General features: G+C 44.5%; 23 protein-coding genes. 13 read left to right on the forward strand and 10 right to left on the reverse strand.

Translation table 11 applies throughout. The features are described from left to right. Positions 1-22 precede the first annotated feature (22 nt). From E7X56_RS00325 to E7X56_RS00360, 8 genes are all read right to left on the reverse strand, one after another. A complete protein-coding gene (locus E7X56_RS00325) occupies positions 23-1,039 on the reverse strand; it encodes a PhoU domain-containing protein (protein ID WP_371413323.1) in 1,017 nt (338 codons plus the stop codon). 122 nt (positions 1,040-1,161) lie between these two features. Beyond that, positions 1,162-1,800, reverse strand: coding sequence for a protein-L-isoaspartate O-methyltransferase (locus E7X56_RS00330; protein ID WP_135603727.1), 639 nt, complete (start codon positions 1,798-1,800; stop codon positions 1,162-1,164). Continuing rightward, positions 1,770-2,420 (reverse strand): HVO_0476 family zinc finger protein, encoded by a 651-nt coding sequence (locus E7X56_RS00335; protein WP_135603731.1) that lies wholly within the window; start codon positions 2,418-2,420, stop codon positions 1,770-1,772. Before E7X56_RS00335 ends, E7X56_RS00330 begins: the two co-directional genes overlap by 31 nt. A gap of 55 nt (positions 2,421-2,475) precedes the next feature. Further along, positions 2,476-3,345: an agmatinase gene (speB, locus tag E7X56_RS00340; protein ID WP_135603733.1), complete on the reverse strand. Its 870-nt coding sequence runs from the start codon at positions 3,343-3,345 to the stop codon at positions 2,476-2,478. A gap of 19 nt (positions 3,346-3,364) precedes the next feature. After that, a complete protein-coding gene (locus E7X56_RS00345) occupies positions 3,365-3,748 on the reverse strand; it encodes a translation initiation factor IF-5A (protein ID WP_135603735.1) in 384 nt (127 codons plus the stop codon). A 165-nt stretch (positions 3,749-3,913) separates the two neighbouring features. Then, positions 3,914-4,153 (reverse strand): aldehyde ferredoxin oxidoreductase C-terminal domain-containing protein, encoded by a 240-nt coding sequence (locus tag E7X56_RS00350; RefSeq protein ID WP_135603737.1) that lies wholly within the window; start codon positions 4,151-4,153, stop codon positions 3,914-3,916. A gap of 8 nt (positions 4,154-4,161) precedes the next feature. Continuing rightward, positions 4,162-4,863 carry a matrixin family metalloprotease gene (locus E7X56_RS00355; RefSeq protein ID WP_135603739.1) on the reverse strand — a complete coding sequence of 234 codons (702 nt, stop codon included), beginning with the start codon at positions 4,861-4,863 and terminating at the stop codon, positions 4,162-4,164. A gap of 72 nt (positions 4,864-4,935) precedes the next feature. Then, positions 4,936-6,345 carry a response regulator gene (locus E7X56_RS00360; RefSeq protein ID WP_135603741.1) on the reverse strand — a complete coding sequence of 470 codons (1,410 nt, stop codon included), beginning with the start codon at positions 6,343-6,345 and terminating at the stop codon, positions 4,936-4,938. Positions 6,346-6,526: 181 nt separating this feature from the next. On the opposite strand from E7X56_RS00360, the gene E7X56_RS00365 reads away from it, so the two are divergent. The 10 genes from E7X56_RS00365 (at position 6,527) to E7X56_RS00410 (ending at position 15,838) form a co-directional block, all read left to right on the forward strand. Continuing rightward, positions 6,527-7,309: a thermonuclease family protein gene (locus tag E7X56_RS00365; RefSeq protein ID WP_135603743.1), complete on the forward strand. Its 783-nt coding sequence runs from the start codon at positions 6,527-6,529 to the stop codon at positions 7,307-7,309. Between the two features lie 62 nt (positions 7,310-7,371). Continuing rightward, positions 7,372-8,172, forward strand: a complete 801-nt coding sequence (locus E7X56_RS00370; RefSeq protein WP_135603745.1) for an HAD family hydrolase — start codon at positions 7,372-7,374, stop codon at positions 8,170-8,172. Positions 8,173-8,443: 271 nt separating this feature from the next. Next, positions 8,444-10,060 (forward strand): methyl coenzyme M reductase system, component A2, encoded by a 1,617-nt coding sequence (gene atwA / locus E7X56_RS00375; RefSeq protein ID WP_135603747.1) that lies wholly within the window; start codon positions 8,444-8,446, stop codon positions 10,058-10,060. Between the two features lie 29 nt (positions 10,061-10,089). After that, positions 10,090-11,655: a methanogenesis marker 3 protein gene (locus E7X56_RS00380; protein WP_135604284.1), complete on the forward strand. Its 1,566-nt coding sequence runs from the start codon at positions 10,090-10,092 to the stop codon at positions 11,653-11,655. Beyond that, positions 11,655-12,089, forward strand: a complete 435-nt coding sequence (locus tag E7X56_RS00385) for a methanogenesis marker 6 protein (protein ID WP_135603749.1) — start codon at positions 11,655-11,657, stop codon at positions 12,087-12,089. Before E7X56_RS00380 ends, E7X56_RS00385 begins: the two co-directional genes overlap by 1 nt. A 9-nt stretch (positions 12,090-12,098) precedes the next feature. After that, positions 12,099-12,554, forward strand: coding sequence for a methanogenesis marker 5 protein (locus E7X56_RS00390; protein WP_135603751.1), 456 nt, complete (start codon positions 12,099-12,101; stop codon positions 12,552-12,554). Continuing rightward, positions 12,551-13,792, forward strand: coding sequence for a methanogenesis marker 15 protein (locus tag E7X56_RS00395; protein ID WP_135603753.1), 1,242 nt, complete (start codon positions 12,551-12,553; stop codon positions 13,790-13,792). Before E7X56_RS00390 ends, E7X56_RS00395 begins: the two co-directional genes overlap by 4 nt. A gap of 5 nt (positions 13,793-13,797) precedes the next feature. After that, complete coding sequence (locus E7X56_RS00400) at positions 13,798-14,409, forward strand: methanogenesis marker 17 protein (RefSeq protein WP_135603755.1); 612 nt, start codon at positions 13,798-13,800, stop codon at positions 14,407-14,409. Then, positions 14,393-15,328 carry a methanogenesis marker 7 protein gene (locus E7X56_RS00405; protein ID WP_135603765.1) on the forward strand — a complete coding sequence of 312 codons (936 nt, stop codon included), beginning with the start codon at positions 14,393-14,395 and terminating at the stop codon, positions 15,326-15,328. The genes E7X56_RS00400 and E7X56_RS00405 overlap by 17 nt, the downstream gene beginning before the upstream one ends. Before the next feature lie 27 nt (positions 15,329-15,355). After that, positions 15,356-15,838 carry a carboxymuconolactone decarboxylase family protein gene (locus tag E7X56_RS00410; RefSeq protein WP_135603767.1) on the forward strand — a complete coding sequence of 161 codons (483 nt, stop codon included), beginning with the start codon at positions 15,356-15,358 and terminating at the stop codon, positions 15,836-15,838. Between the two features lie 112 nt (positions 15,839-15,950). Here the strand turns inward: E7X56_RS00410 and E7X56_RS00415 are convergent, their stop codons facing one another. Then, positions 15,951-16,850, reverse strand: a complete 900-nt coding sequence (locus tag E7X56_RS00415; protein ID WP_135603769.1) for a presenilin family intramembrane aspartyl protease PSH — start codon at positions 16,848-16,850, stop codon at positions 15,951-15,953. Between the two features lie 129 nt (positions 16,851-16,979). On the opposite strand from E7X56_RS00415, the gene E7X56_RS00420 reads away from it, so the two are divergent. The 3 genes from E7X56_RS00420 (at position 16,980) to fen (ending at position 18,831) form a co-directional block, all read left to right on the forward strand. Continuing rightward, positions 16,980-17,306, forward strand: a complete 327-nt coding sequence (locus E7X56_RS00420; RefSeq protein WP_371413325.1) for a hypothetical protein — start codon at positions 16,980-16,982, stop codon at positions 17,304-17,306. 171 nt (positions 17,307-17,477) lie between these two features. After that, the gene (locus E7X56_RS00425) at positions 17,478-17,792 is read left to right on the forward strand and encodes a hypothetical protein (RefSeq protein WP_091690805.1); all 315 of its coding nucleotides are present in this window, start codon (positions 17,478-17,480) and stop codon (positions 17,790-17,792) included. 22 nt (positions 17,793-17,814) lie between these two features. Beyond that, positions 17,815-18,831, forward strand: coding sequence for a flap endonuclease-1 (gene fen, locus E7X56_RS00430; RefSeq protein WP_135603771.1), 1,017 nt, complete (start codon positions 17,815-17,817; stop codon positions 18,829-18,831). Positions 18,832-18,906: 75 nt separating this feature from the next. Here fen and gpmI read toward each other — a convergent pair whose 3' ends face one another. Beyond that, positions 18,907-20,457, reverse strand: a complete 1,551-nt coding sequence (gpmI, locus tag E7X56_RS00435) for a 2,3-bisphosphoglycerate-independent phosphoglycerate mutase (RefSeq protein WP_135603773.1) — start codon at positions 20,455-20,457, stop codon at positions 18,907-18,909. Positions 20,458-20,651: the final 194 nt, after the last annotated feature.

Below are 20,651 nucleotides of genomic sequence, written 5' to 3' on the forward strand. Positions count from 1 at the left end.
ATCTTAATATCTCACTGTATCATTATTTTTTCTGGACAATTGCCATTGACAGATTGATCGCCAATTCTGCAATATTTGCTCCGTATTCCCCAATCCTGTCGATACTGTCTGCTACGGTCCCCAGGGCCACAATAGCTTCAGGAGATTCAAGTTCAAGAAGCGATGCGTTCAGTTCATCGATCCTTGCTTTTGTACCATCGACCTTTGCGATGACCTGGTTGGCAAGATCTGTGTTCTGGTTGTATAATGCATCTATGGCATCTTCCACCATGTTGCTCGAAGTTGTGCTGGAGCTTTCGATAAGTTTCATGGTCTTGTCCGGGATCTGTGTATTCAGTGTGGATGCAGTTTTTGCTATCTTGAGTGCGTGGTCTGCGATACGTTCCAGCGAACTTGCAGCAAGGCGCAGGTCATGGTACTCGTCAATTGTAGTTTCTGATGTGTCCGGAAGACGGCTTCCCCGAAGTACCGTCCTGAACTGCTTCGAAATAAGCAGGAAAAGCCTGTCCACTTCGTCATCACGTTCGATAACATCAAGCGCAAGGTCCATATCCTGATCTTTCAGTGCCTGCATTGCATCCTTTAACATTGAATTTGAAATAAGGAACATCCGTCTGACACTTTTCTTGATCGAAACCTCACTTGGGTTCAGCAGGTCCTGGATAAGTACAGAATTTGCGGTCTCCTCGATGATCTCAGGGCCCATGAGCTTGTAACAGACATTCCTTATGATCTTCTTCTGCTCAGCCTGTATTCGGTTGCCCCTTATCTCTATCATGTCAGAGCCCGATAGGTATGCCGCTATCAGGAGGCGTACCAGTTCATCTCCTACGCATCCATTAACATCAATGACATTCTTTTTTTTCGGGTTCTGGGTACTTCCTTCGGCTGCAATATTGAGAGTTCCATCTTGCTGCGGTTGGAGTGTTACCTGTGAGCCGGTTGTAATTCCGGCACGTTCGGCCCATTTCTTTGGCAGGGATACAATGTATGTGGAACCGCCGGTCTGCTGTATCTTTCTGGTTTCGATAAAAATCACCTATATCGACACGTCATTCTATATATTGGTATATAGTATGACACTCATATATAGCTTTAAGGCACAATCAAGTCAATCAATAAAAAAATCGTTATGAATTGCATGGTCTGTTGATATAATCCTCAATATCCATACTTCCCAATGAGAGGTACAAAAATAACTCCCCCCCAACCCTTGTAGCTGACATTGCCTTCCATGTCCTTTCTCACGACTACAAGTTGCTGCTCGCCATTGCCAACAGGGATCACCATTGTGCCTTCCGTTGCCAGCTGATCAATAAGCGGCTGTGGAACGTCCGGTGCTGCAGAGGTCACACTGATACGGGCATAGGGTGCATGTTCAGCTAGGCCACAGGACCCATCATCCTGAAAAACTGTGACATTCTTGTATCCTGCTCTTTTGATGTTCTGTTCTGCAAAATCGGCCAGTCCGGGTATTCGTTCCACTGTATAGATGTGACCTTCATCCCCTACAAGTTCTGCCATAACAGCAGCATTGTAACCCGAACCACTCCCAACTTCCAGGATCTTCATTCCACTGGAAATGTCCAGCAGTTCACACATGATCGCGACCATGTGAGGTGCTGAGATGGTCTGGTTATGCCCGATAGGAAGCGGCATGTCCATATATGCAGAGTCCTGCAGTTTTTCCGGTACAAAAAGGTGCCTTGGGACGCGCATCATCGCGTCAAGGACTCTGTCACTGATCCCGTTGATTGTCAGGGAATCTATCAGTATCTTTCTTCTCTCTTCGAACTCCATGAAGTCTTTGCCTCTCCCCATCCTCTTTTATGTGCTTCGGTAGCAAAGATACGCTTGATATATTTAGCAGGAACACGATCTCCTTTACGGGACTGGAATCCTCCATCCCTGATCTTGATCTTGGTTATGTGAAAATCCTTCCTTTCAGCATTGTAGTTCTGGCCTACAATGAACTCAAACTCTCCGGGTACTCTTTTTTCCACAGAAGTGGATCCGTTGCGGACCTTTATTGATATCTTTGTGGTAACTTCATCTGTGGCACGTCCCCATATAACATCGACATTCTCGATCTTCTCCCGGTCTAACCGGCGGCCGCCTGATTCTATCGCAGTGACGATGATCGGGTAGACCTCATCTGCTTCTTCATCATCTACCACAAGTTCGTCATCGACATAGATCATTTCACCGGCGTCGATATTTGTGTGAAGTGTGAATGAAACGTCATCCTTGCTGACGATAACCTTAACTTTAACGGGCTTTTTTTCTTCGATGGTAGCGGGATGCACTGCTCCGCATTCGTGGCATTGGACTACAGGGTTCTGGCCTGGTCTCAAAACATCATGTCCCACTGCTTCCTTTGGTGAACACATTGGGCAAACTACTATTACTTCCTCTGTCATGGTCTCTGTCCATATGATTGTTGGGGGTATGTATAAACTTAACCATGAAGAAAGATCAGTTCATTGAAGCAGCGTTTGCAGCAATGAATTCGCGAATAAGTTTTGCACCGAGGATCGCGGTTTGGCCGCTGTCATATTCCGGTGCGATCTCCACTACATCGAAACCCGCTGACAGGGGGGCTAGTCCTCTGACAATGTCCCGTACCTCTACAGAGCTAAGGCCGAATGGTTCCGGTGTTCCCAGTGCAGGCGCATATGAAGGATCAAGGACATCCATGTCCAGTGACAGGTATATGCTGTCGCAGTCAAGATATTCCTTTATTTCCTGAACAAGCACATCAGGTCCCTTGTTGCTGACATCTTCAGGTGTATAATAACAGATGTCGTTCTCTTTTGCGAATTCCCATTCTTCCTTTGGGCCGCTTCGTACCCCTATGGTCACATAATTATCAGTGACCTCGTCAAGTATATGTCTTGACACGCAGGCATGGTTGTACTTCACACCTTCAAATTCGTCGCGAAGGTCAAAATGTGCATCCAGTACGACAACTCCAAAGTTGCCCTCTGCATTTTTCGCACAGGCTTTGACACATGGCAGGGTCAGTGAGTGTTCTCCTCCCATCATTATGGGTATCTTTCCTTCATCAGTGATCCCGATGATATCCAGATATAGCTCACTAAGCACATCATCGACCAGAACTCCTGCCTCGAAGTTCCCGGCATCGTGTATGGGAAGTTCGGCAAGATCAATATCAAAAAAAGCATTATAACTTTCAAAGTTTGCAGAGGCACTCCGCATAGCATCCGGAGCCCATCTGCTCCCGGCACGAAATGAGGATGTACGATCAAATGGTACTCCAAAAAGGACGTATCCGGCAGATTCGTAATCCGCCAGCGCATCCATCATGCCAGGCCGGTAGAACATAATATCCCTTAAAAGGGGTTTATCTAAGGTCGATCTTCATTTTGCCCATGGATGTAAGGTATGTGATATCTCCGCCTTCAACGACCCTGTCCTTGAACTGTTCAGGGATCTTAAGTTCGAATGTGGAGTAATCTTCCATGTCCATGAGTTGAGCAATGTCTCCTGAAATTGATAGTACCTGTGCTGTTTTACGTTCTACGATAGGTACGTATGTCTTAGCGGAAACTGAGCTTATAATGGAACGCTTCTGATTGTCGAAGAGACCAATTACCTCGATCCTTGCCTTTGCGGAACCATGCTTACCTGGTTTTGATTTTGTGATGCCTTTGATTACACATGGCTCATCATCGACAAGTACATACTTACCTTCTTTAAGTTCTTTAACCTCTACCTGCTGTTTCATTTATGATCCTCCTGTCACTCGTAAAAAAGCGTCAAGTTTTTTATTAATGGATAAATCTGTGCTTATAATTCTACGTTCTGTATAAGAAGTTAACGTATAAAGCCTTTCAAATGGATGGATGTTTCAAAAGAATTTATAATCCTGTCCTTCCGATAGCTCCTTTGATCAATTTTCTTTTAAAAGTCCGGGTTCTTCAAGCTTTCTTTTTGAAGGCTTTCCATTTTGATGCCAGTCCCGGAAGTGGTAATAATCAGACAGAACGCCCTCGAACTCCTTCTTATCGATAGCATCCTTTCCAAAGAACATTTCAGGCAGTGTGTCATTTTCACCATCAAAACCTGCCCTCATATTGAGCATCCTTTCATTTTTCATCTCCTGGTCATTGTTCTGCTCAATTTTATACAACCAAACGGTCACTTCATCTCTTTGAGAAGTTCGTTCTCAAGCCTCTGCCTTTTTTTGTGATATCGTAACCATCCAATTCCAAGATATCCTGAGATCCCAATAGCTATTAATATGGATATGACTATGAGTGGATAGGTAGTTTCTACAAGAAGGGGGTTCAAATTCTCCCTTTGCTCATAGGTAGGATACATTATGTCCCGTATGTCATTGCTATGCCCAAGTCCAAGAGCATGACCAAGTTCATGGGTGACAAGTTGCTCCATATTGGCATCGCCGTATTGCTGCCAGGAAAAACCTCTGTAATCCCCAACCTCCAGGACGATGTCTGCGTGGACGTATCGTCCATTAGCGATCATGGGTCTGCAAAAACCGGCAACACCTTTCTCTGCACCGGTGACTTCTTCCATGTTCTCCACCCACATGACATAAATATCTGCATCGGAAGTGTTGACAAGTTCAAAAACTGGGGTATAGCTCAGTTTCCCGTTTCCCCCCTTCTCCCAATATTCCATGGCATTGACTACTGTAGCCGGGTAAGAAGGGCTGTAATGGGGTGGTATGTTCTGCTCATCTATGTATATTGTAATTGGTGAATGGTCCCATGGTTCTTCTAAGAATTTAGGGTATTCCTTTTCACCTAACAGGGCGGATCCCTGAGTTACAAGCGCGATTATGAGCAGTATGGTGATTATTGTTGTTCTGATGTTCATACGCTCTCATTCGTTGCAAGGTTCATTATTACATTATACTTTATTTTCAAAGGATATGTCTTTTTTGGGAGGTTACAAATTCCGGAAGTTAATTGTATACTTTGTACCTGAACTTCCATCAATACGGATGTTACCTTGGATCTGTTCCGCAAGTTCATTTACCAGCTTCAGCCCAAGTGTATCTGTTTTTGATATGTCCTTTACGGGAAATCCAATGCCGTCATCTTCTACCACAAGGGTGAACTGATCGTCAAATTGCCGGAAACTAATGGAGATAGTCCCTTTTCCATCCGGGAAAGCATACTTGAAACTGTTCATGATAAGTTCATTTAATATCAGCCCCAGATGTCTTGCGTTATCAAAGCTCATGAGAATATCTTCAGATTCGATATTCATATCTATGAACTCGGTCTGGTGATTGTTCATGTGGTACAGGTAATTTATCACATCATGCACATAATTGCGGAAATTTACTTTACCCCTCTCTTTTGAACGGTAAATTTCTTCATTGGTAATTGCTATTGAATGCACTCTATCCCTGCTTTTCTCGAACGCTCTGACCACCTGTGGATCCGTGAACTTGGAAGACTCAAGGTCAAGAAGGCTGGAAATGATCTGGAGATTGTTCTTGATCCGATGATGTATCTCTTTTTCGTGGATCTCCTCTGCTTTGATCAGTGCCTCTTCAGCTCTTTTCCTGTCAGTTATGTCTTCGCCTGAGCATAAGACACCTATGACCTCATCTCCTCTGCCATGTAGGAGCGAGTTGTGCCACTGTATATTTCTCTCCTCTCCGTCCAGTCTCAGTAGTGGGGTTTCGAAGCTTTCCGGACCTTCTGTATTTCCGCTAGTGAACTGGTAAAATTTCTGAATTGCCTTTTCCCTGTACCTTTCCGGTACAAGTGTCTCAATAAAGTCTTCTCCTAGCAAAGAATCATCTTTACAACCGATGATCTCACATCCTTTCTTATTTATGAGCTGGATCTTTCGGTCAGTATCGAAGACTGTGAGCATAACTCCGGCAATGTCCAGGTAATTGTGTGCAAGGTTGCGTTCATATTCGTTCTTTTCATTAAGCTCCTTTATCTTCAGAAGTGATCGGATCCTTGTTTTGAGCTCCAGCTGATCAACAGGTTTTGTGAGGAACTCATCAGCACCGGCTTCAAATCCTTTAATACGATCTTTCCTGTGTGAAAGGGCGGATATTATTATTACAGGTATGAATTGGGTGTGGGGATCATTTTTCAGTATATTGCAAACTTCGTATCCTTCCATATCAGGCATCATCACGTCTAGCAGAACAAGGTCTATCTCTTCTTTTTTGATAATATCAAGAGATTCTTGTCCATTGTAAGCAGTTATCACCTCATAGTCAGGAAACAGGTATGCCTCCATCAGTTCTAAGATCTTCTGATTATCATCGACAACCAGTATTTTTGGTAAAGCATGTTCCTGCAATCTGGGTACCGTCCTGTGGATCAAGTTGTTTTATCAAAGGACACTTAATAACACAACAATTTCCTTTGCTAAACTTGTATATATAGTAAACTATTTTCTTCCGGCATGCACATATTTTTGAATGGTATGGTTTCTGCCTTTTCTATTTTCGGCAGGGTCATATCATGCAGGAAACCTTGAAATATCTTGATGAAATCTTCACCCTATGCATAAGATCATTATTATCCTGTTACTCCTAAGTTCTATCCTTTCACTATCAGGGTGCGTTGGGCCTGATGAAGCAGTTTCGGAGCGAACTGTCACTTTTGCAAATGTGACGGAGGTAATTGATGGGGATACATTTGTCATATCCACTGGTGAGAAGGTCCGTCTTATCGGGGTGGATACTCCTGAAAGAGGAGAGCCATATTATCAGGAAGCAAAGCAGTATATGGTCGATAATCTTTTTGGAAGGACGGTCAGACTTGAAGCAGATGTGAGCGATACGGATCGATATGGACGTCTGTTAAGATATGTCTGGCTTGATGGTAGTATGGTGAACAATGATCTGGTGCTTTCAGGACTGGCGGTTTCAAAAACTTATGAGCCGGATACATACTATCAGGATCAGCTGGATGGATCAGAATCCTATGCAAGGGAAAAGGGCGTAGGGTTATGGTCTGAAGAATCCTTTCAGGGAACAGCAAAGACCATTATCTCGTATCTTGATGCAGGAAGATATGTGGGGCAGACAGTAACTGTTGAGGGAACTGTGGTCCGCACGGCAAGGCATGATGGGAATGGTATTATTTATCTCAATTTCCATGATCCGTATGATGGGTATTTTACTGTAGTTATCTGGTCGGATGATTGGGACCGATTTCCGCAGAGTCCTGAGCTTTACTATGATGGTAAGCATGTGCTGGTGACCGGGAAGATAATTGAGTACAAAGGCAGTCCTGAAATAATTGTGGAAGATCCTTCTGAAATTGTGATCATAAGTGATTGAAAAAATCATTTTTCTTTTTTGAGAACATAAGATTAATAATTGGTTATGTCGATCATACCAACATGCAAAAAAGTATATCTGTAGTTTTCGATAGTGCAGGTACTCTGTTACACATGTATCGTGTGGCAAAGGATATCGGCAGCGGGAGAATCATTACAGGTGTGGAAAGTACTGCTCTGGTTGCACAGCGCAAAGGTCGTGCACTGATAGTGCTCCATACGGAGCCGGCTGTGATCCTTGGTGTTGACCGCAATATGCGCGTTATTGATTTTATTGATGATCATGGGATAGCTATCGATATCAGTTGTGCAAGCATTCCTTTTTCTTTGGACGAAGCTTATGATATAATCAAGGATAGTGATATTAAGGTAGGAGATATCCTTCAGGTGGTCGATGTGGTGAAGGTCCATTGCCCTAAAATATTCTATGTGGCAGCAGGCATAATCGTTGACAGCAATGATCACTCTGTTCCATATGTGCTAAGTACAGGAGGTCGCATGTTCCATGATACTAAGGATACTGTCGGTCAATTGAAAGCACGAGGGGTGGATGTCTATATTGCATCAGGTGACAGCCGACGAAATCTCAGGCAGCTTGCGGAATGTATCGATATACCTATGGAGCGAGTTTACGATATTGCCACTACCCGCGAAAAGGCACGTATCATCCTTGACCTGAAAGAGAAATATGATAGTGTTATGATGGTTGGTGATGGCCTTAATGATATTCTTGCCTTAAGGGCTGCGGATATTGGCGTTGTAACCCTTCAACAGGGGGATGAACGCCCTGAAAAACTGGAGAGATCTGCAGATATGGTGATCAGGGATATCGGGGAAGTTTTGGGCATAGTTGATTCTCTGTAATGCAATTTTTACTGTTGTCAGAATGCGTTATTGCTTCGTTTGATATTGTTTTCGAATGTTAACGGTGATATGCCGATGCGTCATGTTTATGTACTGCATTATGTAATGCAGATATGTCTGTTAAGGATAAATTCTTAATAATATTTCAAATCCAAACATAGTATAAGCGACACTTTAGCGGTTTTGTACAGAAAGTACAAATCTGTTAAGTAGCATAAAATATCATATAACAAATAGGTACTTACGCTCAGCCAATATCGGAGGAAAGCAAATGTCATTGTTCATTGAGGTCAAAGACCTTACTATATCTTATGATGGTGTTAATGTTCTGAAAAACATCAATCTTAACATCAATGAAGGTGAAGTCATTGGAATTCTAGGTCGAAGCGGTGCAGGAAAGACTATCCTGATGCACGCTTTGAGAGGAGCCGAGGAATATGAGAATATCTCCGGTTCGATCATCTATCATCTGGCACGATGTGATAAATGTGATCATATCGATCCTCCCAGTAAGGTCGGGGAGCAATGCCGTCATTGTAATGATGGCGTGATGAAATCATTCGATGCGGACTTTGTTGCATTGTCCCTTCATGCTCATGAACGTAGAAGCGTTTCTAAAAGGATCGCTATCATGCTCCAGCGTACGTTTGCACTGTATGGTGATGACCAGGTTGTCGCAAACGTGATGAACTCTCTGACCGAGATCGGTTACAGTGGTAATGATGCTATGTCAAGGGCAATGGAGCTTCTTGAGGATGTACGATTGTCCCATCGTATGATGCATGTTGCACGTGACCTGAGTGGTGGGGAAAAACAGAGGGTAGTGCTTGCAAGACAACTTGTAAGAAACCCCATGCTGCTTCTTGCTGATGAACCTACAGGTACCCTTGACCCAAGGACTGCAGATGTTGTTCACGATGTCATTGAAAGGGCTGTTAAAGCTTACGACATGACCCTGGTCATTACATCCCACTGGTCGGAGGTTATCGAGGAGCTTGCAGATAAGGCCATCATCCTCGAAGATGGCGTGGTCGTCATGGAGGGTGATCCTCATGATGTTTCCACTGAGTTCATGAAGATGGTCTCACACATTGAAAAGAACGAGAATATCGTTCTTGGTGAACCTATAATCGATGTCAAGAACCTTGTTAAGAAATACATCTCTGTTACCAGGGGTGTCGTACATGCTGTCAATGACATCTCTTTTGATGTAAAGGAAGGGGAGATCTTCGGTCTTGCAGGTACCAGTGGTGCGGGAAAGACAACCACCTCTGAGATCCTCATGGGTATCGTGCAACCTACAAAAGGTGATATTCGCGTGCGTGTGGGTGATGAATGGGTTGACATGACCACCCCGGGTCCTGACAACAGGGGTCGTGCTACCAAATACATGGGTATCCTGCATCAGGAATACGGACTTTACACTCACAGGAGCATTATTGATAACCTGACAGAGTCTATTGGTATCGACCTCCCGTACGAGCTTGCAGTGCGCAAGGCAATAAAGACTCTTATTGCTACCGGTTTCTCTGAAGAGAAGGCAAAGTCGATCCTGCCAAAGATGGCCGATGATATAAGTGAGGGTGAGAGTCACAGGGTTGCTCTTGCACAGATCCTTATGAAAGAGCCAACCATTATTGTGATGGACGAACCTACAGGTACGATGGATCCGATAACTAAGATCGAGGTTACAAAGTCCATTCTTAAGGCACGTGATGAGATGGGTGACACATTTGTTATTGTGTCACACGATATGGATTTCCTGCAGGAGGTATGTGATCGCGTTGCACTAATGAGGGATGCTAAGATAATAGCTGTTGGTGAGCCCAATGACGTTCTTTCCAAGCTTACAGAGGAAGAGCGTGTATCTGTTGCTCAGGAAGCATAACTTTAAGATTTAGCTTTCTCTATTAAGTGGTGGAGGCGATATTCCTGAGCGGCAAGATTAGTGTTGAGGTCAATGATAATCAGGTAGCATTGCTCCCGGGTTCTACTCTGGGGGATGCTATTAAAGCATCGGAAGCTCCTTACGGGGAAGGTACCGCTATAGGTATTCTTAAGAAGGACGAAGGTCGCAAAAGCGGTGCTATAATAGATTATGTTGTGAAGACCTCGAAAGGGGACTTCAGGATAGAACTGGAAGGTGATTCATCATCTGCTGATGTATGGGCAGATAATTTCAACGAATATGAGGGTACAAAGGTTCGATGGGATTCCAGGGATGCAGTGGCATTTGGTCCCTTCAAGGCTGATATTGTACCAACACATTCTTTATTATCACTAAACAAATATGAGGTGGTGTTCGGAGCAGGTGGTCTTGATCCGGATAACACTCACATGATAATTGCACTGGAGGACCATTCTTCGGAATATGGTACTCCTGATGATGGTATTTTTGGAAAGGTCGTAAGCGGGATCAACATCCTGTCCGAGCTTGGCAGTGGTGACAGCATAATTAACATTGAGCCGGTACTGGAATGGGAAGAGACCGGTGAGCACATATGTACCACTGACCTGAATACGGTCATCGAGGATGGTTCCCGGATCTTCACCTATATAGAGGTCGAGATCCACCCTGAAGCACCCGAAGGTGCAGAACATTTCTTTGCGTTGACACGTGATGGCACCTTTGATGTGGAATTTGTTTCAAGTTCTTTTATTTCTGATCATTCATTGCATGGCGAGATGTGTACATTTGAGAATTTCGACCCACGAACAAGAGGTTCGGTATGGGTCAGGACCGTGGGTTACGGAAACGGAAAGGTATTCATTGCCCGGGATGACAGGCCTGCAAGCATCATGCATTCGGTTGTAGGACATCTTTCTCATGGAATAGAGCTTGTCCAGATGGCAGAGGCCGACCAGAAGCTGATGGTGAAGACATCTCCTGAACCTATCTGGCTCTTAGGCCTGTCCTTTAAGGAAGCAGAAGAGAAGCTTTCAGCTCTTGGCATTGAGCTTGTAAAGCAAGGTTATACTGAAGATGATGCTGTTATCGTTGAGCAGAAACCTGCACATACTATTGATGTTCTGAAGGAAGGAACGGTAGAAGCTGTAGGTGTTCCGGATTCAAAGCTTGTGAGCGTTAAACTTTATGACGAACTTGCTCCCAAGACGCTTGATTTCTTCAGGCATGCCATTGACCTCCAGTTCAAACCGGTTGGTGCACTGCCTATAAGGATGACATATGAGAACACTTACATCTTCAAGGCAGAGAAAGCTGCTGAAAAATACAAGGAGATCCTGCCTGAGAACGTTCCTCAGGATAAGGTTGTAGCTGGTGAGCTTGGTGTTACTAACCAGGCAGCAAAAAGACATGGTATGGTCGGTGTGAAGCTTGAGGATGACGACATGTTCGGTCCTACAGGTGAGAAGTTCACAAGTACAAATATCATAGGCCGCATTCTTGAGCCTGAAAAACTTAAGGGTTTAAAGGACGGGGATGTAATGTACGTTATTGAAGATACAGGAAGTGATCAATAATGGCTGAAGATACTGAGGATAACATCACTAAGATCGTTGTGATAAGTTCTGACAGCGTCCTGCCAATGGATGCAGCTATGAAGGTGTATGAGTCCGAGGATGCCATTACCATCAAAGAGACCTGTTTCGGAACAATGGTGAATGGTCCCAGAGATGTTGTTAACAGGGTTGTGGAAACTCTCCGCTCCATGGACCGTAACCATATATTTGTTAAGGAAAGGGGGTTTAAGCCTGGTGCGGAAGTGCGCTGTCGTGCCGGAAGAGGCGGCGGCCCAAGACCTGGTTTCCATTTCCTGAGGGAAGAAGTGAGCATGCTTCCAATGATCGGCAAAGCACTGGATGAGTATGATGCCGGCGAGCCGCTTGAAGCAAAGGAAGCTCCCGAAAAACTGGATGTATCGAAGTTGAAGAAGATCATTGATTCAGAATTATGAGGTGTTATTTTGGCAAAAGTTATCATTTATCCAACAAACAGCCTGATCCTTTCCGACATGGTCGAGAGATTTGGACATGAGCCTCTTGCTATGATGGAGAAGATACGCGAGAAGATCACTACCGTGGGTGTGGATTCCCCTCCTTTGAACATAACTCCTGAGGGACCAAAGCATGGTCTGAAATATGCAGCGGTAGAAGTTCCGGCAGGGGTTCGGGGCAGGATGTCCATCATTGGTCCGCTTATCGATGTCGCGGAAGCTGGTATCATTGTTGGTGATGCATCCATAAGCTTTGGCTGCATGGGATGTGCACGTACAAATGAGCTTACGAAGTTTCTCATAAGGGAGAAGGATATTCCGATTCTTGAAGTACAATATCCTCACACGGAAGAGGAAGGGAAGGCGTTCGTGTATAATATAGCAGAGTTTTTGAAATCCCTTCCATCCGGTGGTGATGATGAATGAGTGAAAAAGATCCGGTATTGATAGCACTTGTTTCATGTGGAAGCGAGTACGCTGGTGTCCAGAAAGAGCTGGAAAGTGCTGCAAGCACCTTGAATGCAAAGCTGGTCTACCCTGAGATGGATGTTGCATCACTTGATACAATAGGGATGGAATTTGGACTGGAAGTCGCAAGTCCTGACCTGAAGCTTATGATGGCAAGGGCAAAAGCAGTAGTTGAAGGCGTATCTAAAGTAGATGGTGTGTTCGTTACATCATGTTTCCGCTGTGCAGAAGCTGCTATCGTCAGGAATGAGATCCGCAGGTATATCTTCCAGAGTTCAGGCCTCCCTGTTATCAGTTATTCATTTACGGAACGCACTACGGCAGCTACTCTCCTGACCCGTCTGGAAGCGCTTACTACTATTGCAAGAAGGAAGCACCTCCTTGCAAGGGAACATCAGGTCGGTATCACTGCCGGGATCGACTCCGGTTCAACCACAACTAAGGCAGTTGTTATGAAGGACGATGAGATCATTGGTGAGGGCTGGGTCCCGACCATCAAGGTCCTTGAAAGTGCGGATACTGCTTTACAGCAGGCACTGGACCAGGCAGGTTTGAAGAAAGAGGATGTTCAGGCAATAGGTACTACCGGATACGGTCGTTTCCTGATTGGTGAGCATTTCAATGCTGATCTTGTGCAGGAAGAGATCACTGTGAACTCAAAAGGGGCTGTCTATCTTGCAGAAAAGCAACAGGGCAGTGCAACAGTTATTGATATTGGCGGAATGGACAACAAGGCCATATCCGTACAGGACGGCATTCCCGGCATGTTCACAATGGGTGGGATCTGTGCCGGTGCTTCCGGTCGCTTCCTTGAGATGACCTCAAAGCGGCTTGGTGTTGAGATCACAGAACTTGGTGACCTTGCTGTCAGGGGTATGGAAAAGAATGTGGAAATGAACAGTTACTGTATCGTTTTCGGTATCCAGTCACTTGTTAATTCCCTTGCCAAAGGATCAATTCCCGAGGATGTCGCTGCTGCAGCCTGCCATAGTGTGGTCGAGCAGATATTTGAGCAGCAGCTTCAGGAAGTTGAAGTAAAGGAACCCCTCATCCTTGTGGGCGGTTCTTCGCTCATTGCAGGTGTTCCCAAAGCCCTTGGTGATCTTTTGAAGGTCGATGTGCTCGTGCCTCCACATTCACAGCTTATCGGTGCTGTGGGTGCAGCACTTCTGTCATCCGGTTATGTAAAGGGGTGATCTTCATGGAACCCCTTGAGATATTCATTGTAGAGACCGCAGAGCCTTCTGAGGCAAAAGCATACGAAAGCATCATGAAGGATGTTATCTCCGAACTTGCTTTTGTAAGGACCATCGGCAGGATCAAAGTGAGGATAAGGCCTGAGGATTCATTGTTCATGATGGCGATCATCCTTCGTCGTGGTCTTCCTCCCGTAAAGGCCAGGGAGATCTCGGATACCGAGCTTGACAGACCCGGATCAAAAGTAATCATCACTGTAACGGATGAGAAGACGATCCCTCAATTCCTCGAAAAACTATGGGCAAAATTTGGAAGACCGAATGTCATACAACCTCAGAGGAATCTGATCGAGGTTATTTCTGATGATCTGAAGGCAGCCGAAGATTCCATCGGTGATATTGTTGTGGATGATCCGGAAAAGTCTCTTCGTGAAAGACTTGCGGATATGGCAATACGTTCCACTCCTGAGGGTTTCAGGATACGTTATCACTCTCTTGATAATGGCAGGTTCATATTTGTGGCATCAGAGGATACAATGCAACAGGAATGGATAGACGAGGCTCGCGTAATGCTTGAAGAGTTGACAGGAGATGATGTTAATGGCAGCAGTGCTTGAACCATATATCTATGAAGGCGGTATCCACAAACACAGCCTTATCCTTGAACTTCTGGAAGACCTTGGTGGGTATCTTGTGCAAAAGACACCTGCTTCCACAGAAGTGACCCTGGTCATGCTTATCCCGAAAAAAGATGTTCCTCTTGTGGAGGAGCTTTGCAAGAAATTGCTGGGTACACTTACTTCTGCCCCTCTGACAGGTACTGAGATCGCAGTGGTGTCCCCGACACTTGCTTCACATCATCTTCCACATTCAGCATGTGATGTTGCGGAGTACCTGCGTCGTGGAGGTGCGAACACCAACATGATAGGTCTTGCAAGGGGAATGGGAAGAAGGGTAGCACTTTCTGCAGACTATGAAAGAAGACTTATCAACGAACATGATGTTGCTGTGTTCTCTTTCGGTACTTTCAAAGATTGTATAATCAACAAAAAGCCAAAACTCTTTGAGGGAATCGAGATTCCCATAGTGGTTTCCGGTGGACCGGACCTTAAGACGGAGGATGTTCCCGGTGCTGACATGTATGTGGGAGGCATTGGCAGGGTTGCCCACAGGATGAGAAAAGGTCCTGAACTTGATGCAATGGACGTGCTTAGTGAAAAGGTCGGTGAGATCATAAACCTCAAGAGGGAGAGGATATCAAAAGATCCGCTGGTTGTCCTTCCTGCAAGGCTGATGAAAGAAGTACAGGAGCAGGTTCCTGATATCCATGATGTTCTGACGCCGGCACCAATTACACTTCAGCTCGATGGCATGAGGGTCAAGTTGCCTTTTGAAGAATATCACGAAGCTATTGGCAATATTGAGTTCGATGAAGGCTTCAAGCTCTCGGATATTGCGAACATTACCTCTTCAAAGATGAAAGACTATGTCCTTATAAAGATCAAACGCAGGTCTGAGGTAGGATCAACAATTTAATAATTTTGTACATTAGTGAGGGTCATTATGGAGATCGAAAAGATCAGAGAGATCGTGGAAAAGGAGCCTGATGAGGCGGTTTCAGAGATACTGGAAGGTGTCAGGGAACGATATGGAGAGATCCCATATATCCTGAACTTCATGAAGGATATGCCTGACCTTCTGATACCAAAAGTGATGTATGACAATTCCATCATGAGGGAATTCGAAAGACTTGATCCCAAAACCATAGAACTGATATGTATCGGTGTCTCTTCGGCTATTCGCTGTGATCACTGCATGAAGATGCACATACGTGTGGCACACAGGCTCGGTCTTACAAAAGAAGAAATATTCGATGCTGTCCTGATCGGTGGTGCAATGTCAAACGCCTCTGTTCTCGCAGAAGGTACCAGGGCTCTTGATCTTGAGTTCAATGGCTCGAAACCTGATTGCGATGAGGAATGTGATGTCTGTAACATCGCTCCTGGTAATAACGGCAATGGCTGTAAGGTCAACAATGAAGATTAATTGTCATTGATGGTATTACGAATAAAATGTGTAACGATCTGTAACAGCAATTCGTAAAACAATTAGTGATGTCCGTTTTTACATTTGACATCACTTTTCGTAATTTTATTTCTTATCCCAAAACCGGTGTTCCTGAAAGCAGAGCACCTGCAATGTATCCGAGGATAACTCCTCCATTTAAGAATGGTAATCCTGCCTGTGGTTTTCCTTTCATGACGAAGATGGTCAATGCAAAGAATCCTATAATTGTTCCTATCATTGCTCCAAGAGCAGGCTGTGAGATCAATCCGGTGTGCTCGATGAAAACATTTGCTGATACAACAAGAACTGTGGGCATAACTGCATCCCCAAGGCCCATGAAGAATGCATCCCTTTCACCTTCTGCTTTAAGGCTGTCTTTTATGAAAGAATAGTTCAGTTTCTTTGGGATGACGAACAGGATCGGCAGTTTCAGGTCCATAACTCCTTCTGCAAGATCGATCATGTGTTTTGTCTTGTAGACTGAAATGGCATCGTATATTGCCAGCAGGCTCAGGAGTACTATGGCGGGGATTATCCCGAAGGATATTCCAAAAATGGAACTTGCAGCTGCTCCTACTATGATGCCTGTGATATCGATAACATACCATTCAGGGAACTTGTATAGAAGTGCTGTCAGGGCGATTGCTAGTGGAATTGCCATTGCATTGCTCATTGCCTCGTTGAATCCGAGAATAAAGAACATTGGATAAAATCCATAATAGACGGTTGCTGCCACTGCAAGAAGTATTGTGAGCTGTATGATCCATTTCATGTTCCTTTTGATGGCCATAAGCAGCAGGAACGTGAATACAAGTATGAATCCGATATAGTATAATGAATTTGCTGTGGATTCGGGATTTTCCACAGCCCTCATTCCCAGGTCCTCCATAGGGGATGCCAGGAAAAGTGCTAAGGACTGTACCACCAGTATCAATCCGGCCATTACGAACATTGGCACGTAATCCCTTAATGTGTCTTTTTCAGAACTCACAATAAATACTCCATTTATATCAAAAATTCTCTGGAATTCTAAATATCTGCACAGTATTTAATAGTATGTAAGAATTATAATACGTATCATCAGCAAAATATTGCTGCAAGCATTTGTAAATGAGGTAAAATGATGGATACTCGGGACATTGTATTTTCACTTGTGATGGTTGTATCGTCCTTTGTGCTGACCTATGAATGGTTGGGTAGGTTCAAATATAGTCCTGCAAACTCTCTGATCATATTGTCTGCTATTGTCATGGTAGGTGCATTGGCTGCTATGATCCTTTCTGTGGACATAAGGCTTCGCAGGATCGAAAAGACGCTGGATGAGAAGGAACGGTCTCTTCGCATAAACGTGCAGAGCATTGAAAGTTCAATGGATAAGAAGATGAACGAAGTTATCACTGTGGTAGATGAAGCAATGGATACAATGAATAGGAGAACCTATCGTTGATCTCCTATCTTTCTATTCTCTTGTTTGTTTGAAATGGTTATTCGAAGAACTTTGTCTATTTATTGCACCAGTCGACAGATGCCGTAAAACATATTAATATGGCCGGTATTATGTGAACAGTATTAGATTGCTAGACTTTATTAGATTGTTACGTTATAGGGGATTGCGTATATGCGCATTAATTTAGAACCGATCGGCATAATCAAAAAAGCTGGGAAATATTCAGAGGTCCTTATATACTCTGAATTTGAACAGGTTGTAAAAAATCTTGTTTCTAAAATTGGTAAAAATCCTGTTTGTGGTCAGGAACTACTGATAGTGCATAAGAACGGTAAAGGCGATGATGTACATCAGGTGGAAGTAACCAAAACAACAGTTCTCGACCGTGTAGGGAATGTCCTCAAGGTTGGCAAGATCAATGCACATGATGATTCAGTAATAGATGTGCGGATCGATGTCAACGAAGATATTTCAAGACATGACTGATCTTTTTTAATTATAAGGAAACATGGGTACGGATATTGGAGATCTGCTTCTGAAACATACCGTTGAGATAGCTGAGCTTTCGAATAAGGTCGTTGCTATTGATGCCTACAATACACTTTACCAGTTCCTGAGCATAATCCGGCAACGTGATGGTACTCCTCTGAAAGATTCAAGCGGGCAGGTAACATCCCATCTTTCAGGTATCCTTTACAGGTTCACAAATCTCATAGAGAGTGGTGTCAAACCAGTGTTCGTGTTTGATGGCAAGCCTCCTGAGTTCAAATCCGGTACTCTTGAGAAGCGTCACGAGATACGTGAAGCTGCAAGTGCAAAATGGGAAGATGCCAAAGCACAGGGTTTTGAGGAAGAAGCATATAAGTATGCCCAGGCCTCATCAAAGGTTACAAAGGAGATCATTGAGGATTCGACAAAACTTCTGGAGCTAATGGGCATCCCTTATGTGAAAGCTCCCTCTGAAGGAGAGGCTCAGGCTGCCTATATGGTAAGTAAGGGAGATGCGGATCTCATCGGTTCGCAGGATTATGATTCCCTGCTCTTCGGGGCGCCTTCTGTTGTACGGAACCTGACAATAACCGGCAAGAGGAAACTCCCTCGCAAGAACCTCTATGTGGATGTGAAGCCGGAGATTATCTCTCTTGAGGAAAGCCTTGAAGGGCTTGGTGTAACACGTTCACAGCTCATCGATATTGCCATGTGCATCGGTACTGATTACAATCCCGGGCTTGAGAACATCGGTCCGAAAAGGGCCCTTAAATTTGTGAAAGAATACGGTAGCTTCGAAGGTGTCCTGTCCGAAACCGGCAAGGATATCGAGGAGCTTGATGCTAAAAAGGAATTCTTCATGAACCCTCCGGTAACTGATGATTATGAGCTAAAATGGAAAAAGCCTGATCGTGCCGGAATCATTGATTTCCTTTGCAAGGGGCACGATTTTTCGGAAGATAGGGTAAATAAGGCACTCGACCGCCTTGAATCCAGCATGGGTGGCGGACAGAGTACCCTTGACCAGTGGTTCTAATTACAGCAGTTCTAATTACAGCAGTTCTAATTACAGCAGTTCTAATTACAGCAGTTCTAATTACAGCAGTTCTAATTATTCTTTTTTTATCAGGGAATGCCCTGTCATCTCGATTGGCTGCTTTATGTCCAGGATGTTCAGGATGGTAGGGGATACATCCGAAAGCCTTCCCTTTGAAAGTGAAATTCCCTTTTCTTTTGTGACATACACGAAGCGTACGGGGTTGCATGTATGTGCAGTGTGGCAGCGTCCTTCCTCCGTGCAGTAATCGATCATCTTTTCCGCATTTCCATGGTCTGCCATGATCATGGCTTCTCCTCCCCTTTTCAGGATATGGTCAATGATCTTCCCAACACATTCGTCAACTGCTTCCACTGCTTTGATGGCAGCTTCTATTATTCCGGTGTGTCCGACCATGTCCATGTTTGCCAGATTCAGTACGATCACGTCATATGTATCGGAATCGATCCTTTTGATGAGCTCCTCGGTGACTTCGTATGCACTCATTTCAGGTTTGAGGTCATAGGTGGCGACCTTTGGCGATGGGATTAGACATCTTTCCTCACCTTCGTTCTGTTTTTCCACACCCCCGTTGAAGAAGAAGGTCACGTGGGCATACTTTTCCGTTTCTGCAATACGCAACTGTTTGATCCCTGCCTTGCTGAGGACCTCTCCTAGTGTGTTCTTAAGTTCCTCTGAAGGGAATGCAATGGGTACTGTTAGTTTCTCATCGTATTCGGACATGCATACGTAGTGAACATTAGGACGCACCTTGCGTTCGAATCCTTCGAAATCCTCGTTAACAAAGGCATATGTAAGCTCTCTTGCACGGTCAGGCCTGAAATTGAAGAAGATCACGGAATCATTATCCTTGACTGTGGCAACAGGTTCTCCGTTCTCATCGACAATCACCGTAGGTTTGATGAACTCATCATCTTCATTTCTTTCGTAGCCTTCTGAAACAGCGGATACCGGGTCTTTGGACTGGAATCCAATTCCCTGAGTGATAGCATCGTATGCTGCCTGTACACGATCCCAGCGGTTATCTCTATCCATTGCATAGTATCTTCCGGCGACTGTCGCTGTTCTTGCACATCCTGTGGATTCGCAGAGCCTGACGTGTTCTTTCATGTCCTCGAGAGCTGCTCTTGGTGGAACATCGCGACCGTCAAGGAATGCATGTATGTAGATCCTGTCAAGTCCTTTGTTCTTTGCAAACTCAATGAGTGCACGCAGGTGGTTCATATGGCTGTGTACCCCGCCATAAGAAAAAAGTCCCATCAAATGAAGGGCTGAACATTTCTCCTTTGCATTATTGATGGCTTCCAGCAACACAGGGTTCCTGAAAAAATCCCCGTTCGCAATATCCCTGTTGATACGGGTCAGGTCCTGGTAGACAACACGACCTGCTCCTATGTTCAGGTGGCCGACCTCAGAGTTACCCATCTGCCCTTCAGGAAGTCCTACGTCCTCTCCTGATGTAGTGAGTAGTGTATTAGGATACTCTTCTACAAGGCGATCAAGGTTGCTGGTGTCAGCCAATGCTATGGCATTTCCTTTGTCATCGGGTGAGTATCCCCAGCCGTCCAGTATCATTAAAATAAGGGGTCTTTTAGCGAATTTCATGGGGTGTAGAATGTCCTGATAATAATTAAATGCACGGATTTTACATTATGGTGCTGTTTTAATATGGTCTCTCTTTGTGGGCCTTACAATCTCCTCTATCTTTTTTGTTAGAGCAACTAAAACAAGGATAGGCTATTTCTATGTGTATGATATATAGCAAAAAAACACTGATAAGTGGAATTGCAGATCAATTT

The sequence above is a fragment of the Methanococcoides sp. NM1 genome (assembly GCF_900774285.1).
GTDB lineage: Archaea > Halobacteriota > Methanosarcinia > Methanosarcinales > Methanosarcinaceae > Methanococcoides > Methanococcoides vulcani.

Coding starts and splice junctions, on each gene's coding strand:
- E7X56_RS00330 (WP_135603727.1), bottom strand. CDS start 1,800: ATGGAGTTCGAAGAGAGAAGAAAGATACTGATAGATTCCCTGACAATC.
- E7X56_RS00335 (WP_135603731.1), bottom strand. CDS start 2,420: ATGACAGAGGAAGTAATAGTAGTTTGCCCAATGTGTTCACCAAAGGAA.
- speB (WP_135603733.1), bottom strand. CDS start 3,345: ATGTTCTACCGGCCTGGCATGATGGATGCGCTGGCGGATTACGAATCT.
- E7X56_RS00345 (WP_135603735.1), bottom strand. CDS start 3,748: ATGAAACAGCAGGTAGAGGTTAAAGAACTTAAAGAAGGTAAGTATGTA.
- E7X56_RS00355 (WP_135603739.1), bottom strand. CDS start 4,863: ATGAACATCAGAACAACAATAATCACCATACTGCTCATAATCGCGCTT.
- E7X56_RS00365 (WP_135603743.1), top strand. CDS start 6,527: ATGCATAAGATCATTATTATCCTGTTACTCCTAAGTTCTATCCTTTCA.
- E7X56_RS00370 (WP_135603745.1), top strand. CDS start 7,372: ATGCAAAAAAGTATATCTGTAGTTTTCGATAGTGCAGGTACTCTGTTA.
- atwA (WP_135603747.1), top strand. CDS start 8,444: ATGTCATTGTTCATTGAGGTCAAAGACCTTACTATATCTTATGATGGT.
- E7X56_RS00385 (WP_135603749.1), top strand. CDS start 11,655: ATGGCTGAAGATACTGAGGATAACATCACTAAGATCGTTGTGATAAGT.
- E7X56_RS00395 (WP_135603753.1), top strand. CDS start 12,551: ATGAGTGAAAAAGATCCGGTATTGATAGCACTTGTTTCATGTGGAAGC.
- E7X56_RS00400 (WP_135603755.1), top strand. CDS start 13,798: ATGGAACCCCTTGAGATATTCATTGTAGAGACCGCAGAGCCTTCTGAG.
- E7X56_RS00405 (WP_135603765.1), top strand. CDS start 14,393: ATGGCAGCAGTGCTTGAACCATATATCTATGAAGGCGGTATCCACAAA.
- E7X56_RS00410 (WP_135603767.1), top strand. CDS start 15,356: ATGGAGATCGAAAAGATCAGAGAGATCGTGGAAAAGGAGCCTGATGAG.
- E7X56_RS00420 (WP_371413325.1), top strand. CDS start 16,980: ATGATGGATACTCGGGACATTGTATTTTCACTTGTGATGGTTGTATCG.
- E7X56_RS00425 (WP_091690805.1), top strand. CDS start 17,478: ATGCGCATTAATTTAGAACCGATCGGCATAATCAAAAAAGCTGGGAAA.
- fen (WP_135603771.1), top strand. CDS start 17,815: ATGGGTACGGATATTGGAGATCTGCTTCTGAAACATACCGTTGAGATA.
- gpmI (WP_135603773.1), bottom strand. CDS start 20,457: ATGAAATTCGCTAAAAGACCCCTTATTTTAATGATACTGGACGGCTGG.